This is a genomic window from Roseateles chitinivorans (assembly GCF_050632235.1).
GTDB lineage: Bacteria > Pseudomonadota > Gammaproteobacteria > Burkholderiales > Burkholderiaceae_C > Roseateles > Roseateles chitinivorans_A.
Genome location: NZ_CP192584.1, coordinates 6,319,410 through 6,335,672 on the forward strand (window position 1 = coordinate 6,319,410; position 16,263 = coordinate 6,335,672).

Here is a 16,263-nt window from a genome sequence, read left to right on the forward strand (position 1 = left end):
CTCAGACTCCGTCCGCGTTCTTGGCGGCCGCGATGGCCTTGGTCGGATCCGGACCGTCCAGTTCGTGGGCGTACAGCTTCTGCTGGCGGTCGCTGCCCTTGAAGAAGCGGCGCACCACCAGGAAGAACACCGGCACGAAGATCACCGCCAGCAGGGTCGCGGTGACCATGCCCGAGAGCACGCCGGTGCCGATGGCGCGCTGGCTCGCCGAGCCCGCGCCGCTGGCGAAGAACAGCGGCGTCACGCCCAGGATGAAGGCCAGCGAGGTCATGATGATCGGGCGGAAGCGCAGGTGCGCCGCCTCCAGGATCGCCTCGACCAGGCCCCTGCCCTGCGCCTGCAGGTCCTTGGCGAACTCGATGATCAGGATCGCGTTCTTCGCCGACAGGCCGATGATGGTGATCAGGCCGACCTTGAAGTACACGTCGTTGGGCATGCCGCGCAAGGTCGCCCCCGCCAGCGCGCCCAGCAGGCCCAGCGGGACCACCAGCATCACCGACATCGGGATGGACCAGCTCTCGTACAGCGCGGCCAGGCAGAGGAAGACCGCCAGCAGCGAGAACGCCAGCAGGATGCCCGCCTGCGAGCCCGACAGCTGCTCTTCACGCGACAGGCCCGTCCACTCGAAGCCGATGCCGGCCGGGAGCTGCGAGACCATGTTCTCCAGTTCCTTCATCGCCTGGCCCGAGGACACGCCCGCCGCGGGATCGCCCGCCAGACGCATCGCCGGATAGCCGTTGTAGCGCGTGGCCTGCATCTGGCCGGTGATCCACTTGCTGGACGCGAAGGCCGAGACCGGCACGTTGGCGCCCGCCGCGTTGGTCACGTTCAGCTTGAGGACGTCTTCCGGCGTCGAGCGGCGCGCCGCGTCGGCCTGCACCACGACGCGCTGCATGCGGCCGGTGCTCGGGAAGTCGTTCACGTAGGCGGAACCCAGCTGCGTGCCCAGCACGCGCGCGATGGTGTCGAAGCTGACGCCCAGCGCCTGCGCCTTGGCGCGGTCGATGTCGATCTGCAGCTGCGGCGCGTCTTCCAGGCCGTCAGGACGCATGCCGGTGATCAGCTTGCTCTTGGAGGCCATGCCCATCAGCTGGTTGCGCGCGTTCAGCAGCGCCTCGTGGCCGAGGCCGGCGCGGTCCTGCAAACGCAGCGCGAAGCCGGTGGCGTTGCCCAGTTCCTGGATAGGCGGCGGCGAGAGCGGGAAGATGAACGCGTCCCGCACGCCCACCATCATCGCGCCCATCACGCGGCCGGCCACCGCCTGCGCGCTGTGGTCCTTGCCCTTGCGCTCGTCCCAGGGCTTGAGCGGCACGAACACCAGCGCGGCGTTCTGGCCCTGGCCGGAGAAGGAGAAACCGATCACGCCGATGGTGTCGGCGACTTCCGGCTGCTTGTGCAGGAACTGCTCCAGCGTGGCCACGGCCGCTTCGGTCCGGTTGGACGTCGCACCCGGCGGCAGCTGCACGTTGACGATCAGGTAACCCTGGTCTTCGTTGGGCAGGAAGGACGTCGGCATGCGGACGTACAGCCAGCCCACGACCGCGACCACGGCGACGAAAGCGACCATCATCGGACCGGCGCGCTTGAGCAGCTTGGCGACCCAGCCCTCGTAGCCCTTGGCAGTGCGCGAGAAGCCGCGATTGAACCAGCCGAAGAAGCCGCGCTTCTCGTGGTGGTGGCCGGCGTCGACCGGCTTGAGCAGCGTCGCGCACAGCGCCGGCGTGAGCGACAGCGCCATCAGCGCCGACAGCGCCATCGAGGCCACCATCGCCAGCGAGAACTGGCGGTAGATGTTGCCCACCGAGCCGGCGAAGAAGGCCATCGGGATGAACACCGCGATCAGCACCGTGGTAATGCCGATGATGGCGCCCGAGATCTGGCCCATCGCCTTCTTGGTCGCTTCACGGGGACTGAGCCCCTCCTCGCTCATGATGCGCTCGACGTTCTCGACGACCACGATCGCATCGTCGACCAGGATGCCGATCGCCAGCACCATGCCGAACAGCGTCAGCACGTTGATCGAGAAGCCCAGCGTCAGCATCACCCCGAAGGTGCCCAGCAGCGCCACCGGCACCACCAGCGTCGGGATCAGCGTGTAGCGCCAGTCCTGCAGGAACAGGTACATCACCAGGAACACCAGCACGATCGCCTCGATCAGCGTCTCCACCACCTGCGAGATGGAGATCTGCACGAACTTGGACGAGTCGTACGGCACCTTGTATTCGACGCCGGCGGGGAAGTACTTCTTCAGCTCTTCCATGCGCGCCTTGACCGCCTTGGCGGTGCCCAGCGCGTTGCCGGTCGGCGACAGCTGCACCCCCACGCCGGTGGACGGCTGGCCGTTCAGCCGCGCATAGGTGCTGTAGCTCTGGCCGCCCATCTCGATGCGCGCGACGTCCTTCAGCTTCACGGTGGAGCCGTCGGTGTTGGCGCGCAGCACGATGTTGCCGAACTGCTCCTTGTTCTCCAGCTGGCCCTTGACCACGATGGTCGCGGACATGGTCTGGCTGCTGGTGTTCGGGCGGTCGCCCAGCACACCGGCCGGCACCAGCGCGTTCTGCGCGGTGATGGCGGCGTTGACCTCGGCGGGGCTGAGCTTGTACGACTCCATCTTGGCCGGATCCAGCCAGATGCGCATCGCCTGCTCGGAACCGAACAGCTGCGCCTGGCCGACGCCGGCGATCCGCTGGATCTCGGGCACGACGTTGCGGGCGGCGTAGTCGCCCAGCGCGATCGGGTCCATCGAGCCGTCCTTGGACGACAGCGTCACGAACAGCAGGAAGTTGGAGCGCGCCTTGTCGACGCGCACGCCCTGCTGCGTCACCGCGGCGGGCAGCCGGGGCGTCGCGCGCGACAGGCGGTTCTGCACTTCCACCTGCGCCAGGTCGATGTTGGTGCCCGACTCGAAGGTCACCGTGATGGCGCCCGTGCCGTTGGCCTGGCTGACCGATTCCATGTAGGCCAGGCCGGGGGCGCCGTTGAGCTCCTGCTCGATGACAGAGATCACCGACTCGTCCAGCGTCTTGGCCGATGCGCCCGGGTAGGCGACGTTGATGGACAGCGACGGCGGCGCGACGGTGGGGTACTGGGCCACCGGCAGCTGGGTGATGGCCACCCCGCCGAAGACCAGGATGAACAAGGCGATCACCCACGCGAAGATGGGGCGATCAATGAAGAAACGTGCCATGTCTTGGATCCTTCCTGAGCGTCAGGCGCTCAGCGGCTCGCCGCGGAGGCGGCGGGCGCTGCGCCGGACGCCGCGCCGGAGGCGGCGCTGGCCGGGTTGAACGGCACCGGATTGACCGGCGCGCCCGGCACGAACATCTTCTGGAAACCGTCGGCGATGACCTTCTCGCCGGCCTTCAGGCCGTCGAGCACCACCCACTGGTTGCCGATCGCGTTGCCGATCTTGACCTTGCGCGGCGCGGGCTTGTTGTCGGGACCGACCACCAGCACCGTGTCGCCGGCCGAGCCCCGCGTCACCGCCTGCTGCGGCAGCAGGATGGCCGACGGTAGTTCCGCCTGCGCCACGCGCACGCGCACGTACTGGCCGGGCAGCAGCGCGCTGTCGGGGTTGGGCACTTCGGCGCGCAGCGTGACCTGGCCCGAGGTCGGATCGACCGTCAGGTCGGTGAACAGCAGCTTGCCGGTGCGCGGCAGCACGGCGCCGTCGTCGCCGACGATCTCGACCTGCGCGGCGTTGTTGCCTGCACTGCGCAACTGGCCGGCGGCCAGCGCGCGGCGCATCGCCTGCACTTCATTCGCCGACTGCGTGAAGTTCACGTAGACGCTGCTGACCTGCTGGATCAGCGCCAGCTGCGTGGCGTCGGAGGCGCCGACCAGCGCGCCTTCGGTCACCAGCGCGCGGCCGATGCGGCCGGCGATCGGGGCGTAGACATGCGCGTAGTCCAGGCTCAGCTTGGCCTGCACCGCGGCGGCCTTGGCGGCGGCCACGTCGGCCGCGGCGGCCTTGGCGGTCGCGACCGAGGTGATGTATTCCTGCTGGCTGATCGCCTTCGCGTCGGCCAGCGGCTTGTTGCGCGCGGCCTGTGCCGAGGCCTGGGCCTCATTGGCCTGCGCCTTGGCCACGTTGGCGTTGGCGCTGTCGAGCTGGGCCTGGTACGGCGCCGGATCGATCAGGAACAGCGCCTGGCCGGCCTTCACTTCGGAACCTTCGGTGAACAGGCGCTTCAGGATCACGCCGTTGACGCGGGCGCGGACCTGCGCGGTGCGCAGCGCCTCGACGCGCCCCGGCAGTTCGGTCTGCAGCGCGACCGCCTGCTCACCCACCGTCACGACACCGACGTTGGCCGGCGGCATGCCGCCACCCGGCGCACCGGCGGCCTTCTCGTCCTTGCCGCAGGCGGTCAGCACCGCCGCGATCGAGATCACCAGCGGCAGCAGATAAAGCATGCGCGCGCCGGCCTTCAGGCTCGGGCGCTCCGACCCCGGCGTTGCTTTTGTCAGAGGGGTAGACATCACGATGGGATTCCTCTCGCAGTACAGATTCGAAGTGCAGATTCGCAGATCCAGGGGGTCGGCCCGGCTTGGACGGCCGGGCGGACAGGGCAAACCGCGGCCCTACCGTCACGACGTACGGCATCGGTACGGTTCGACCAAAGTGGCGCAGTATATACATACATTCATGCATGTATGTTTCTGCCATGTGCTCCTACAATCGGCGCATGGCTCGTCGAACCAAACAGGAAGCCCAGGAAACCCGCGCCCGTCTGCTGGACGCCGCGGAGCAGCTGTTCCATGAGCGCGGCGTCTCGCGCACCTCGCTGCAGGACATCGCGCAGGCCGCCGGCGTGACCCGGGGCGCCGTGTACTGGCACTTCGAGGACAAGGTCCAGCTCTTCAACGCGATGATGGAACGCGCCACCATGCCGCTGGAGGAGGACTTCGAGCCCTCGGTGTCGCCCGGGCCGGACCGGCCATTGGACGATCTGCGCCTGAGATTGATGAACGTCATGCACTGCGCAGCGTTCAATGCCCGCACGCGTCGCGCCTTCGAGATCGCCAACCTGCGGGTCGAGTTCGTCGGGGAGATGGCGTCGATCCGCGGCCGCAAGGTCGCCGCCCACCGGGAATGGACCGAGCACAACCGCGAGGCCTTCGAGCGCGCCAAGTCGCTCGGCCAGTTGCCCCCGGAGGTCGACGCGCACCAGGCCGCCATCGGGCTGATGGCGCTGATCGGGGGGCTGCTGCATCACTGGATCCTGGATCCGGAGGCCTTCGACCTGATCGTGGTCGGCCAGGCGCGGCTGGAGCATTACCTGTCCTCGCTGACGGTGGTGGTGCCGAACCGCTTCCCGCCGCTGACGGCCGCCGAGCGCGGTGCGCTGGGCCGGCAGCCGGTCTGCGAGGCGGGCCGTGACGCGTGCCGGGACCCGCTGGCCGACGCCGCCCCCGGCACCGCGCAGACGGACGGCACGGCCGCCGGCGACGCGGCAACTCCCATCCATCCTCGGGAATAAACGCCTTTCCGTTGGAAAGCCCTGTATTTATGCAGGGTGCCCTGGGGTCAACCCCAGGCTGCGGCGACAATACCCGGTTGCCCACGCCCGAGCCGCCGCCGTGTCCATCGCACCCCCGCCCACCCGTCCGCTGTCCGATCTGAAGAAGACCGGCCAGAAGGCGTTGACCTCGTACCGCCCGTTCTGGGCGAAACGCTTCGGTCCCGCCCCCTTCCTGCCGATGTCGCGGGAGGAGATGACGCAACTCGGCTGGGACAGCTGCGACATCATCATCGTCAGCGGCGACGCCTATGTGGACCACCCCAGCTTCGGCATGGCGGTCATCGGGCGGACGCTGGAGGCGCAGGGCTTCCGCGTGGGGATCATCGCGCAGCCCGACTGGAACTCGCCGGACGCGTTCCGGGCCCTGGGCAAGCCCAACCTGTTCTTCGGCGTGGCGGCCGGGAACATGGATTCGATGATCAACCATTACACGGCGGACCGGAAGATCCGCTCGGACGACGTCTACACGCCGGGCGGCGCCGCCGGCAAGCGGCCCGACCGCGCGACGCTGGTCTACACGCAGCGCTGCAAGGAGGCGTTCAAGGACGTCCCCGTGATCATCGGCGGCATCGAGGCCTCGCTGCGCCGCATCGCCCATTACGACTACTGGCAGGACAAGGTCCGCCGCTCCATCCTGGTGGACTCGAAAGCCGACCTGCTGGTCTACGGCAACGCCGAGCGCGCGATCATCGAGATCGCCCACCGCCTGTCGCAGAAGAAGCCGATCGAGTCGATCACCGACGTGCGCGGCACCGCCTTCATGCGCAAGCCGGACGACGCCTCGCTGGACGGCTGGTTCGAGATCGACTCGACCGACGTCGACGCCCCCGGCAAGATCGACGCGCTGCTCAGCCCGTACATGACCACCGAGGAAGCGGCGGCCGATCAGGGCACCGATTGCTCGAAGCAGCAGGAACAGGCGCAAGCGGCCAGTGCGGCCGGCGCGGCTGGCGCTCCCGCCTCGGCGGTCTCCGCAGGTGCTGCGGCGCAGCCGGGCATGCCCGAGATCAAGCCGATCAAGATCATCCGCCAGACGCTGTCCAAGACCGACGGCCGCGCGCTGGTCACGCCGCGCGAGCGCACCGTGATCCGGCTGCCGGCCTACGAGCAGGTCAAGAGCGATCCGGTCCTCTACGCCCACGCCAACCGCGTGCTGCATCTGGAGACCAACCCTGGCAACGCCCGCGCGCTGGTGCAGCGGCATTCGTCGGGCGGCGTCGACCGCGACGTCTGGTTCAACCCGCCGCCGATTCCGCTGACGACGGTCGAGATGGACCACGTCTTCGACCTGCCCTACGCCCGCAGCCCGCATCCGGTCTACGCCGACGAGAACGGCAGCCACGACCACGCCACCAAGATCCCGGCGTGGGAAATGATCCGCTTCAGCGTGAACATCATGCGCGGCTGCTTCGGCGGCTGCACCTTCTGCTCGATCACCGAGCACGAAGGCCGCGTGATCCAGAGCCGCAGCGAGGACTCGGTCATCCGCGAGATCGAGGACATCCGCGACAAGGTCAAGGGCTTCACCGGGATCATCTCGGACCTGGGCGGCCCCACCGCCAACATGTGGCACATCGGCTGCAAGAGCCCCGAGATCGAGGCCGCCTGCCGCAAGCCGAGCTGCGTCTATCCCGGCATCTGCCCGAACCTGCACACCGACCACGGTCCGCTGATCAAGCTGTACCGGCGCGCCCGCGCGCTGCGCGGCGTCAAGAAGATCCTGATCGGCTCCGGCCTGCGCTATGACCTGGCGATCGAGTCGCCGGAGTACATCCAGGAACTGGTCACCCACCACGTGGGCGGCTACCTGAAGATCGCGCCGGAACACACCGAGGGCGGGCCGCTCTCGAAGATGATGAAGCCGGGCATCGGCACCTACGACCGCTTCAAGCAGCTGTTCGAGCAGGCGAGCGCGGCGGCGGGCAAGAAGCAGTTCCTGATCCCGTACTTCATCGCGGCGCACCCGGGCACGGCCGACGAGGACATGATGAACCTCGCCCTCTGGCTCAAGCGCAACGGCTTCCGCGCGGACCAGGTGCAGACCTTCTACCCGAGCCCGATGGCCACGGCCACGGCGATGTACCACTCGGGCAAGAACCCGCTGAAGAAGGTGACCCGCGACAGCGAGCCGGTCGACATCGTCAAGGGCGAGCGCCGTCGTCGCCTGCACAAGGCCTTCCTGCGCTACCACGACCCCAACAACTGGCCGCTGCTGCGCGAGGCGCTCAAGGACATGGGCCGCGCCGACCTGATCGGCAACGGCAAGCACCACCTGATCCCGACCTTCCAGCCGGCGACCGATGGCGGCTACGAATCGGCGCGCCGCAAGAACTCGACGCAGGCCGGCGAGAAGGTCGCGCCGAACAAGCCGCGTTCGGGCCAGATCCTGACCCAGCACACCGGCTTGCCGCCGCGCGAGACCGGCTCGGCCCGGACGCCGCAGCGCCCTGCCGGCGCCGGCGCGCGTCCGACGTCGTCACCCTTCGTCAAGCCGGGGTCGACAACAAGGTCAGGAACCAAGGCAGGGGCACGGACAGGAACGAAGGCCGACGCGAAGCGCGGCCCGCGCTGAAGCGGATCAGCAATCGTCCGCGGGGGTCGATCGGGCCGCCGTCGACGGGGTTGCCGTCGACGGGGCTGCCGTCGGCGACTCGGCCGACGGTGCCGGCTTCACCCACTGCCAGACCTTCCAGCCCAGACTGATCCAGGCCCAGAGCCGGGCGATCCGTCCCGGCGAGCTGTCGCCCGACCCGGGCTCGTGCCGGCGGAAGACGCGCATCAGGCCTGCCAGGCCGCCCGCCGCGGCCAGCGCGGCCACCGTCCGCCACAGACGCGGCAGGCTGCCGGCCAGCCGATAGAACGCATGCCCGCGGTCGACCCAGCGCATCGGGCCTTCGAGCCCCCTCACCTCGTGCCGCAAGCCGAGCCGCAGCTCGGCGCTGCGCAGTTGCAGTTCGAGCTGCCGCAATTGAAGCCGCTGTTGCGCGTCGCCCCACATCACGGCTGCGCCCTCCGGTCGCCAGGCTGGCCGTCGTCGGGCTCGAGCGCGCGCCGGTCGCGTGCCAGTTCCGCGACGCTCGCCGCGAACGGCTTGCCCGCCGCCAGTTGCCGCTTCGCCCAGAGCCAGCACGCGGCTGCGCCGATCAGGAATGCGGCCCCCAACCCGGCGCCCACCGGAGCCCGCCACACGTCAGGCACCCACAGCAGCGCGGCGAACACCAGCATCAGCAAGGCGGCCACGCCGAGCAGCAAGGCCAGCAGCAGCGCGGTCAACGCGCCGAACAGGCGGAGCAGCTCCGACTGCAGTTCCACGCCCAGCAATTCCAGCCGCACGCGGGCCAGTTCGAGCGCCCGATCGGCCACTCGCCGCAGCCGTTCCGTGAGCCCCGGGTCGCGTGATTCCATCGATTGTTTCCCCTCTGTGTCCATCCCCGCAGTGTGCGAAAGCTATCACTGAATCGGGGGAAACGAGGGCGTTCTTTGTCCGATCGGCCCACAGGCCTTGGGCTACAGTGCGGTAACGCTTGGTTGCGCGGACCCCGCGCCGCCGGCCTGACAAGGTCCATTCAATGCCTGATCGCCAGCACACGCCGCACTCCGCCGTCGTCGAAGACGACGACCTGCTGCAGTTCCTGGACGACCCCGAGCACGCGGCCGATGAGTCCCTCGAAGCGCGCAGGCCCTGGCGCGTGCTGATCGTCGACGACGACACCGACGTCCACAAGGCCACCGAGCTCGCGATGCAGGGACTGCTGGTCGAAGGCCAGCCGCTGACCTTCCTCCACGCCAAGTCCGCCGCCGAGGCCCGCTCGATGCTGGGTCACGAGCCCGACATCGCCGTCGTGCTGCTGGACGTCGTCATGGAGTCCGACGACGCCGGCCTGCAACTGGTGCGCCACATCCGCGAGGAGCTGCGCCAGCGCGCCGTGCGCATCGTGCTGCGCACCGGCCAGCCGGGTTACGCGCCGGAGATCGAGACGGTCCAGGCCTATGACATCAACGATTACAAGACCAAGTCGGAGCTGACCCGCACCCGGCTCTACACGGTGCTGACCGCCGCGATCCGGTCGTACCGGCAGATCCGCGCGCTCGAGGCGAACCGGCAGGGCCTGGAGATGATCGTCGAGGCCAGCACCGAGCTGGGCCGCCAGCATGGCCTGCACCGTTTCGCCGAAGGCGTGGTCACGCAGCTGTGCGCGCTGCTGGGCACGCTGCCCGAGGGGCTGGTCTGCGTGCAGGCCCCCAACCACGGCAGCGGCGACGCCAATGGCGACACCCGCGTGATCGCGGCCGCCGGCCAGTACAGCTCGCTGATCAACCGCCCGCTGCACGCCGTGCCCGCCGGCAAGATCCGCGAACTGCTCGCGCGCTGCCTGTCCGTCGGCCACAACCTGTACGAGGACGGCTGCACCGTCCTGTTCTTCGGCCTGCCCAGCGGACGCGCGATGGCGGCGCTGGTCGAGGTCCAGCGCGAGCTCGACGAACTCGACCGCCAGCTGCTGCGCGCGTTCTGTTCCAACATCGCCGTCGGCTTCGAGAACGTCATGCTGTACACGCAGCTGACCGACCAGGCCTACAACGACCCGCTGCTGCAGCTGCCCAACCGCACCCGCTTCATCGAGCTGCTGGAGCACAACCTCAAGTCGCCCGAAGGCATCACGCTGGCGCTGATCGACCTGGACGACTTCGCCGACGTCAACGACGCCTTCGGCCACCGCTTCGGCGACCAGGTGCTGCAGGCGGTGTCGCAACGGCTGGCGCAGCGGCTCGGCTTCAACACGGCGATGGCGCGGATCTCGTCGAACGCCTTCGGCCTGCTGGGGCCGGACGACATGGTCAACGGCCACCGCATCGGCACGGCCTTCGAGGACCCCTTCACCGTCGCCGGCGAGCGGCTGCAGCTGTCGGCCACGACCGGCCTGGTGCGGCTGGCCCAGTCGCGCGCGCTCGGGTCGGAGCTGCTGCTGGACGCGCAGATCGCGCTCAAGCGCGCCAAGGCGGGCAACCGCGGCGCGTCGCAGTACTTCTCGCCGGAGATGGGCGTCGACGCACGCGAGCGCTTCAAGCTGCTCAAGGGCCTGCGCGCCAGCTTCGAGGAGCGCCGTCTCTTCGTGGTCTACCAGCCGCAGGTCGAGCTGGCCACGCACCGCGTCATCGGCGCCGAGGCGCTGCTGCGCTGGCGCACCGACGAGGGCAAGTTCGTGCCGCCCGACCAGTTCATCCCGCTGGCGGAGCAGTCGGGGCTGATCGTGCCGATCGGCGAATTCGTGCTGAGGACCGCCTGTCGCCAGGTGCGCCAGCTGCGCGACGCCGGGTACATCGACTTCCGCATCGCGGTGAACATCTCGCTGGCACAGTTCCGCCATCCCGCCTTCATCGACACGGTCCGCCGCGCGCTGGCCGACGCCGAGGTGCCCGGCGCCGCGCTGGAGCTGGAGATCACCGAATCGATGGCGATGGAAGAGGTCTCGGCGGTGCTGCGCGTGCTGGCGGAGATCCGCGGGACGGGCGCCTCGGTCGCGATCGACGACTTCGGCACCGGCTTCTCCTCGCTGAGTCAGCTGCGGCGCCTGGACGTGGAGCGGCTCAAGATCGACCGCGCGTTCGTGCGCGAGGCGCAGAGCTCCGCCGCCGGCGCGACGATCGCGCAGATGGTGGTGAACCTGGGGTGCAGCCTCGGCATGCGGGTCGTCGCCGAAGGCATCGAGACCGAGGAACAACGCCAGCATCTGCTGGCGCTGGGGTGCCATGAAGGTCAGGGGTGGCTGTTCGCCAAGCCCATGCCGGCGGAAGAGCTGGATCGCTGGCTGGCCGCGCCCAAGTCCTGGGAAACGGATCCGCCGACGGCAACCGCACCGACCGTGCTGGCGGCGCCGTGCGCCGCGCCGGTCAACAGCGGCCGCTGAGCGGCACGCGCGGAGGCGGAGTGGCGGTCAACGCCCCTCCACCGCCCATGACCCGCCAACGATGACGAGGTCGCCGATCGACGGCGGCAGGTCTGCCGTCGTCGATTCCTTGCCCGCTTACTTGCGGCTCAACAGCAGCCCGATCAGCACGCCGACACCAGCCGCCACGCCGATCGATTGCCACGGGTTGTCGTGCACGTAGTCGTCAGTGGCCTTGCTGGCGGCCTTCGCGCGTTCGACCGCGACCGACTGGAAATCGCCCAGGCTGGACTTGGCGCGATCCAGCGTCGATTGGACACGGGCCCGCAGCTCGGAGGCGCCGGCGCTGGTCTGGTCGGCCGTGGCGCGCAGCAGCGATTCGGCGTCGGTCACCACCTGGTTCAAGTCATTCAGCAGGCGGTCGGAGGGAGAGGTCTTGGCCATGAGCGTTACTCCTTTTGGTCGGTTTGTGGGATCAGAAAGCGCATCGGCGCGGGCCGGAATCCGGTTGTACGTCTGTCGAGCAGTGCTCGGCAAGTCGCCCTGACGGGTGTCCGACCGCGGCGCGCGGTCTTGCCGATGCGCGGGCCTTGCCCTGCCCTCCGGCAGATTTCGCTCCCGGGTGGTCGCATGCCAGAAGAAAGGTCATCCGGACAAGGCGTCATCGTCGTCGCCAACGCGGTAGTGGCGCACCAGGAAATAACGCTCACGGCGTTCGCCTTCGACGATCAAGACCTGACCCTCCAGCGCTTCCAGTTCCGGATCGCGGAAAGGATTGGCGCCGGCCCGGCGCAGCGCGACGCGCTCCCCGCCGGCCAGCGCGAGCAGCAGCGCCACGCGCTCGCTCTTGCTGCCGCTGTCGACACGGTCCCGACACAGGCGGCCGCACAGCCGCTCGGTGGGGCCGTCCGGAGTCGATGCGTCAGCGTCAGCGGGCATGCATGCGTCTCACGTGAAGGAGGCGTCCGTCCTGTTCGGTCGCGATCAGCGCCAGCAGCCGGCGATCGACCCACCCCTTGTAGACGTGGACCGTGCGCTGACCGGGCGCGCCCGCGATGCGGTAGCTGATGGGCGTGCAGTGGTCGGGGTCGATGCCGGACTCCTTGAGCATCGGCCGCACAGCGTCGGCCACCGGCTTGGCGGGGACCGTGTCGGTGGGCTGAAGACGGGGCAAGGAGCGCGCCAGGTTCCGGCCCTCCCGCTCCAGGCGCTCGCGCCGCAGGCCGCGCACGCCGCGGTCCTCGACCGTCGCGAAGGCCTTGCGGAACGCCTTCGTGCGCGACAGCGCATGACCCGGGCCCGCCACCGGCTGCAGGGACGGATCGCCCAGCAGGTAGAACTGCCCGAGGGTCTTGAGGTCCATCGGATCCAGGTGGGTGCGCTCGCCGGCGAATTTCTGCCGCGCCTCGAGCAGGGCCCGGCCCAGCGACGCGCCGGCCAGCACGCGCTGCAGGAAATACTGGCAGATCAGGTCGGCCGAGCCGTTGCCGTCGCTCGGGCCGTAGGCGACGGTCGTGCTGCCGAGGAAACCGCAGGCCCCGTCGGCCAGGTAACGCAGCGCCATCGGCCAGTCGCCGTCGGCGAGCGCCGGGTCGAAGAGCTGCGCGCCGTAGCAGCACTCGGCCGCGACGACCGTGCCGGCGGTGACGCGGTCACGCAGCAGCGCCGAGCGCATGGACACCGGGAAGTCCTCGCCGCGCTGGCCGTAGTACTCGGGCATGTCCTCGGCGCCGTGGCAATTGATGAAGTGCATGCGCGGCGCCAGGTCCGCCTTGGCCCACTTCGGGCCGCCGGGCGGCGACAGATGCAGCCGGTCCGCATTGCCGAAGGTATTGGTCAGGCTGAGCCGTGTCGAGCCCTGCCAGACCTCGGCCGACAGGCCGAAGCTGTCGGCGAAGGCCTCGCGCGGCAGGCCCTTGTGGCGGGCGGCCGCGCGGATCAGCTGGAGCAGCAGGTCCGGCTTGGTCGCACCCGGCAGGTCGGGCAGCCGGCCCACGACGCGCGTCGGCCCGAGGAAGCGGTTCGGGTCGGTCGAGTAGGCCGCCTCGCAGGCATACGGCAGGTCGCTGGGGACCAGCGCGTCCGAATCACCGAGTTCGCCGCCATGCGCCGGGTTCTTCAACGGGACCATCGGCAGCACTTCGGGCCCGCCCAGCAGCACGAAGTAGTGCGGCAGACGGGCGTGGGCCAGTGCATCGATGACGGCCTTCAGCGCCTTCGCATCAGGCCGGGCGGGCACGGGCGCGACGTCGTAGGGCTTCATCGCCGAGGCGAGGTCCACGGCCACGACCAGCGTGTCGATGCCGCGCCGCTTGTCCGCGGCGACCAGCGCCTTGAGCGCCGCGTCGATCTTCGTGAGCGCCGGGGCGCCGTACTTGGCGCGCAGCGCGCCGCGATGAACGATGACCAGCTTGTCCATGGGGGTCCTCCTCGGGCGGTCCGCTCCGGCTCTCGGTCCGGAAACGCTGGACGGAAAGCATCGATCGTAGGCATCGGCGGCCCGTGCGGCAATGCACAAGCGTGGGAGGCCTACGCCTGACTGTCATCAAGCGTGCATGAGGGCTCCGCAAGATCCGCCCGCCATGCAAGCATCCGTAACACCTCCCCGCAAGACGGAACTGGCGCGCGAGCTGCTCGCCCCAGGGCAGCGCCGGCTGCCGCCCGCGCTGCGCGCGCTGCTCATCACCGTCGACGGCAAGCGCGACGCCGAAGAACTGCGCCGGCTCGGTCGCGGGCTCGGGCTGGGCGACGACGGCCTGACGCGGCTGGTCGACCAGGGGCTGGTCGAAGTGCCGGTCATCGTCGTGCCGCCGCCCGCCGTCAAGGCGCCTCCCGTCGTCACCGGCGTCGACGTCATCCACGAAGCCGAAGTGCTAGAAGCCGCCGCGCTGGCACGCGCCGCGCAGGATCGGGCGCGACGCCTCGTGTCCGCGAAGTTCTTCGGTCTGGACCTCGTCACCCGGATGCTGGCCGGCCGCGAGGGCGAACTGCGGGACCTGGCACGGCAGGCCGACACCGAGAGCCGCTTCATGGAGTGGATCGACCTCTGCTGCGAGCGCATCGAGGTCGAGTCCGACGCCGAACGCGCGGCGAAGTTCCGCGACAGCGTGTCGCGGACGCTGACCGCGGGCTGATCCTCAGGCGCCTCGACGAGGGTGGCGGCGACGGCGTCATCGGCAACCACCGCCCGCCGACCTGCGCGTGACGTGGACTCACCGCGCATCTCGCCTCCGATCGCCTATGCTGAACGCTCGCTTCGAGCAGAAGCGCCACAGGGAGAGTTGCGATGAAACCCACGCCCGCCGGCTGGCCGCGCCTGTCCAGCGCCGTCTTCTACGACAGCGCCGCGGAAGCGATCCCCTGGCTGTGCCAGGCCTTCGGCTTCGAGGTGCAACTGCGGGTCGACGGGGACGACGGCTCGGTCGTCCACAGCCAGCTGACCTACGGTGAAGCGCTGATCATGGTCAGCGAAGGCGGCGAGGGGGAGCGCTCGCAGCGTTTCGGCATTCCGCTGCGCAGCCCCAAGGGCGTGGGTGGGGCCAACACGCAGAGCCTGATGGTCTACGTGGACGACGCCGCCGCGCATTGCGAGCATGCCCGCGCAGCCGGCGCCACCATCGTCTACGAACCGAAGATCGAGGACTACGGCCCCGAATACTGGGCCGACAAGAGCTACGGCGTGCTCGACCTCGGCGGGCACCTGTGGTGGTTCGTGGAACGGATCAGGGGCTGAGCGTTCCCGGCTGGCCGGGGCGCGCGGCATCGCGCCGTGCACCCCCGTCGACTCAGCCCTTGCGCTTCGCCAGGATCGCCTTCCCCACGCGCGACACGGGCGGACGACCCAGCACGCCGGAGATGAACGCGCCCGCGTCGACCAGCTTGTCGATGTCGATGCCGGTCTCGATGCCCAGGCCGTTCAGCAGGAACACCACGTCCTCGGTCGCGACGTTGCCGGTCGCGCCCTTCGCATACGGGCAGCCGCCGAGGCCGGCGACGCTCGCATCGAAGGTGTGGATGCCCATCTCCAGGCAGGCGTAGATGTTGGTCAGCGCCTGGCCGTAGGTGTCGTGGAAATGCCCGCTGACCTCGACCAGCGGGTAGTGCTTGAGCGCCCGCTCCATCGCGGCCTGGACCTTGCGCGGCGTGCCGACGCCGATCGTGTCGGCCACGCCGAGGTGGTCGACGCCGATGGCCTTCATCAGCTGGACGACGCGTTCGACCTCATCGGCCGAGACATCGCCCTGGTACGGGCATCCGACGGAACACGACAACGCGCCGCGCACCTTGATGCCGGCCTCGTGCGCCGCGGCCACCACCGGCGCGAAGCGCTCGATGCTCTCGGCGATCGAGCAGTTGATGTTCTTCTGCGAGAAGGCCTCCGACGCGGCCGCGAAGACGACGATCTCGTCCGGCTTGGTCGGCAGCGCGCCCTCCAGGCCCTTCGTGTTGGGGACCAGCACGCTGTGGCGCACGCCGGGTCGGCGCTCGATCGCCGCCATCACCGCCGTGTTGTCCGCCATCTGCGGCACCCACTTCGGCGAGACGAAGCTGGTGACCTCGATCTCCTTCAGGCCGGCGTCCTGCAGCAGCGAGACCAGCTTGGCCTTGTCGGCCGTGCCGACGTTCTCCTTCTCGTTCTGCAGGCCGTCGCGCGGGCCGACGTCAACGAGAGTGACTCGGGTGGGCAATGGGGTCATGACGTTGTCCTTTGGATCCTTTGACCTGCCGTCTCCCGACCTGCGGGAGAGGAAATCATGGCTTCAGTACTTCCACCGCCGCTGGCCCTCACCCCTACCCTCTCCCGCAAGCGGGAGAGGGGGCAAGAGGGCTGAAGCACTGCCGCCGTCCTCTCGCTC

The 16,263-nt window shown here is 69.3% G+C and carries 13 protein-coding genes; 5 read left to right on the forward strand and 8 right to left on the reverse strand.

The annotated features are described in order from the left end of the window. Nucleotide 1: 1 nt before the first annotated feature. The gene (locus ACQ859_RS28945) at nt 2–3,187 is read right to left on the reverse strand and encodes an efflux RND transporter permease subunit (protein WP_431263870.1); all 3,186 of its coding nucleotides are present in this window, start codon (nt 3,185–3,187) and stop codon (nt 2–4) included. Between the two features lie 29 nt (nt 3,188–3,216). Next, complete coding sequence (locus ACQ859_RS28950; protein ID WP_431263871.1) at nt 3,217–4,413, reverse strand: efflux RND transporter periplasmic adaptor subunit; 1,197 nt, start codon at nt 4,411–4,413, stop codon at nt 3,217–3,219. Between the two features lie 272 nt (nt 4,414–4,685). Between ACQ859_RS28950 and ACQ859_RS28955 the strand changes: the two genes are divergently transcribed. Both ACQ859_RS28955 and ACQ859_RS28960 read left to right on the forward strand, forming a co-directional pair. Continuing rightward, nucleotides 4,686–5,480: a TetR family transcriptional regulator gene (locus ACQ859_RS28955; RefSeq protein WP_431263872.1), complete on the forward strand. Its 795-nt coding sequence runs from the start codon at nt 4,686–4,688 to the stop codon at nt 5,478–5,480. 100 nt (nt 5,481–5,580) lie between these two features. Next, complete coding sequence (locus tag ACQ859_RS28960) at nt 5,581–8,094, forward strand: YgiQ family radical SAM protein (RefSeq protein ID WP_431263873.1); 2,514 nt, start codon at nt 5,581–5,583, stop codon at nt 8,092–8,094. Between the two features lie 6 nt (nt 8,095–8,100). Here the strand turns inward: ACQ859_RS28960 and ACQ859_RS28965 are convergent, their stop codons facing one another. Continuing rightward, entirely contained in the window at nt 8,101–8,523 is a 423-nt protein-coding gene (locus ACQ859_RS28965) for a hypothetical protein (RefSeq protein ID WP_431263874.1), read from the reverse strand. Further along, nucleotides 8,520–8,927, reverse strand: a complete 408-nt coding sequence (locus ACQ859_RS28970) for a phage holin family protein (RefSeq protein WP_431263875.1) — start codon at nt 8,925–8,927, stop codon at nt 8,520–8,522. The genes ACQ859_RS28965 and ACQ859_RS28970 overlap by 4 nt, the downstream gene beginning before the upstream one ends. Nucleotides 8,928–9,091: 164 nt before the next feature. Between ACQ859_RS28970 and ACQ859_RS28975 the strand changes: the two genes are divergently transcribed. Next, the gene (locus ACQ859_RS28975) at nt 9,092–11,428 is read left to right on the forward strand and encodes an EAL domain-containing response regulator (RefSeq protein ID WP_431263876.1); all 2,337 of its coding nucleotides are present in this window, start codon (nt 9,092–9,094) and stop codon (nt 11,426–11,428) included. 117 nt (nt 11,429–11,545) lie between these two features. Here the strand turns inward: ACQ859_RS28975 and ACQ859_RS28980 are convergent, their stop codons facing one another. From ACQ859_RS28980 to ACQ859_RS28990, 3 genes are all read right to left on the reverse strand, one after another. Beyond that, complete coding sequence (locus ACQ859_RS28980) at nt 11,546–11,851, reverse strand: DUF883 family protein (RefSeq protein ID WP_431260497.1); 306 nt, start codon at nt 11,849–11,851, stop codon at nt 11,546–11,548. 201 nt (nt 11,852–12,052) lie between these two features. Further along, a complete protein-coding gene (locus ACQ859_RS28985) occupies nt 12,053–12,346 on the reverse strand; it encodes a hypothetical protein (protein ID WP_431263877.1) in 294 nt (97 codons plus the stop codon). Continuing rightward, on the reverse strand, nt 12,336–13,826 hold the full coding sequence (locus ACQ859_RS28990; RefSeq protein ID WP_431263878.1) for a hypothetical protein: 1,491 nt from the start codon (nt 13,824–13,826) through the stop codon (nt 12,336–12,338). The genes ACQ859_RS28985 and ACQ859_RS28990 overlap by 11 nt, the downstream gene beginning before the upstream one ends. 163 nt (nt 13,827–13,989) lie before the next feature. Here ACQ859_RS28990 and ACQ859_RS28995 point away from each other — a divergent pair, with 163 nt between their 5' ends. After that, nucleotides 13,990–14,541 carry a hypothetical protein gene (locus ACQ859_RS28995; protein WP_431263879.1) on the forward strand — a complete coding sequence of 184 codons (552 nt, stop codon included), beginning with the start codon at nt 13,990–13,992 and terminating at the stop codon, nt 14,539–14,541. A 152-nt stretch (nt 14,542–14,693) separates the two neighbouring features. Further along, nucleotides 14,694–15,140, forward strand: coding sequence for a VOC family protein (locus ACQ859_RS29000; RefSeq protein WP_431263880.1), 447 nt, complete (start codon nt 14,694–14,696; stop codon nt 15,138–15,140). Between the two features lie 52 nt (nt 15,141–15,192). Here ACQ859_RS29000 and ACQ859_RS29005 read toward each other — a convergent pair whose 3' ends face one another. Beyond that, nucleotides 15,193–16,104, reverse strand: coding sequence for a hydroxymethylglutaryl-CoA lyase (locus tag ACQ859_RS29005; RefSeq protein ID WP_431263881.1), 912 nt, complete (start codon nt 16,102–16,104; stop codon nt 15,193–15,195). Between the last annotated feature and the right edge of the window lie 159 nt (nt 16,105–16,263).

What these genes read in the sequence shown, in the direction of transcription:
- ACQ859_RS28985 (WP_431263877.1), bottom strand. Translation starts at nt 12,346, where the DNA reads ATGCCCGCTGACGCTGACGCATCGACTCCGGACGGCCCCACCGAGCGG.
- ACQ859_RS28995 (WP_431263879.1), top strand. Translation starts at nt 13,990, where the DNA reads ATGCAAGCATCCGTAACACCTCCCCGCAAGACGGAACTGGCGCGCGAG.
- ACQ859_RS28975 (WP_431263876.1), top strand. Translation starts at nt 9,092, where the DNA reads ATGCCTGATCGCCAGCACACGCCGCACTCCGCCGTCGTCGAAGACGAC.
- ACQ859_RS29005 (WP_431263881.1), bottom strand. Translation starts at nt 16,104, where the DNA reads ATGACCCCATTGCCCACCCGAGTCACTCTCGTTGACGTCGGCCCGCGC.
- ACQ859_RS28950 (WP_431263871.1), bottom strand. Translation starts at nt 4,413, where the DNA reads ATGCTTTATCTGCTGCCGCTGGTGATCTCGATCGCGGCGGTGCTGACC.
- ACQ859_RS28955 (WP_431263872.1), top strand. Translation starts at nt 4,686, where the DNA reads ATGGCTCGTCGAACCAAACAGGAAGCCCAGGAAACCCGCGCCCGTCTG.
- ACQ859_RS28945 (WP_431263870.1), bottom strand. Translation starts at nt 3,187, where the DNA reads ATGGCACGTTTCTTCATTGATCGCCCCATCTTCGCGTGGGTGATCGCC.
- ACQ859_RS28970 (WP_431263875.1), bottom strand. Translation starts at nt 8,927, where the DNA reads ATGGAATCACGCGACCCGGGGCTCACGGAACGGCTGCGGCGAGTGGCC.
- ACQ859_RS28980 (WP_431260497.1), bottom strand. Translation starts at nt 11,851, where the DNA reads ATGGCCAAGACCTCTCCCTCCGACCGCCTGCTGAATGACTTGAACCAG.
- ACQ859_RS28990 (WP_431263878.1), bottom strand. Translation starts at nt 13,826, where the DNA reads ATGGACAAGCTGGTCATCGTTCATCGCGGCGCGCTGCGCGCCAAGTAC.
- ACQ859_RS29000 (WP_431263880.1), top strand. Translation starts at nt 14,694, where the DNA reads ATGAAACCCACGCCCGCCGGCTGGCCGCGCCTGTCCAGCGCCGTCTTC.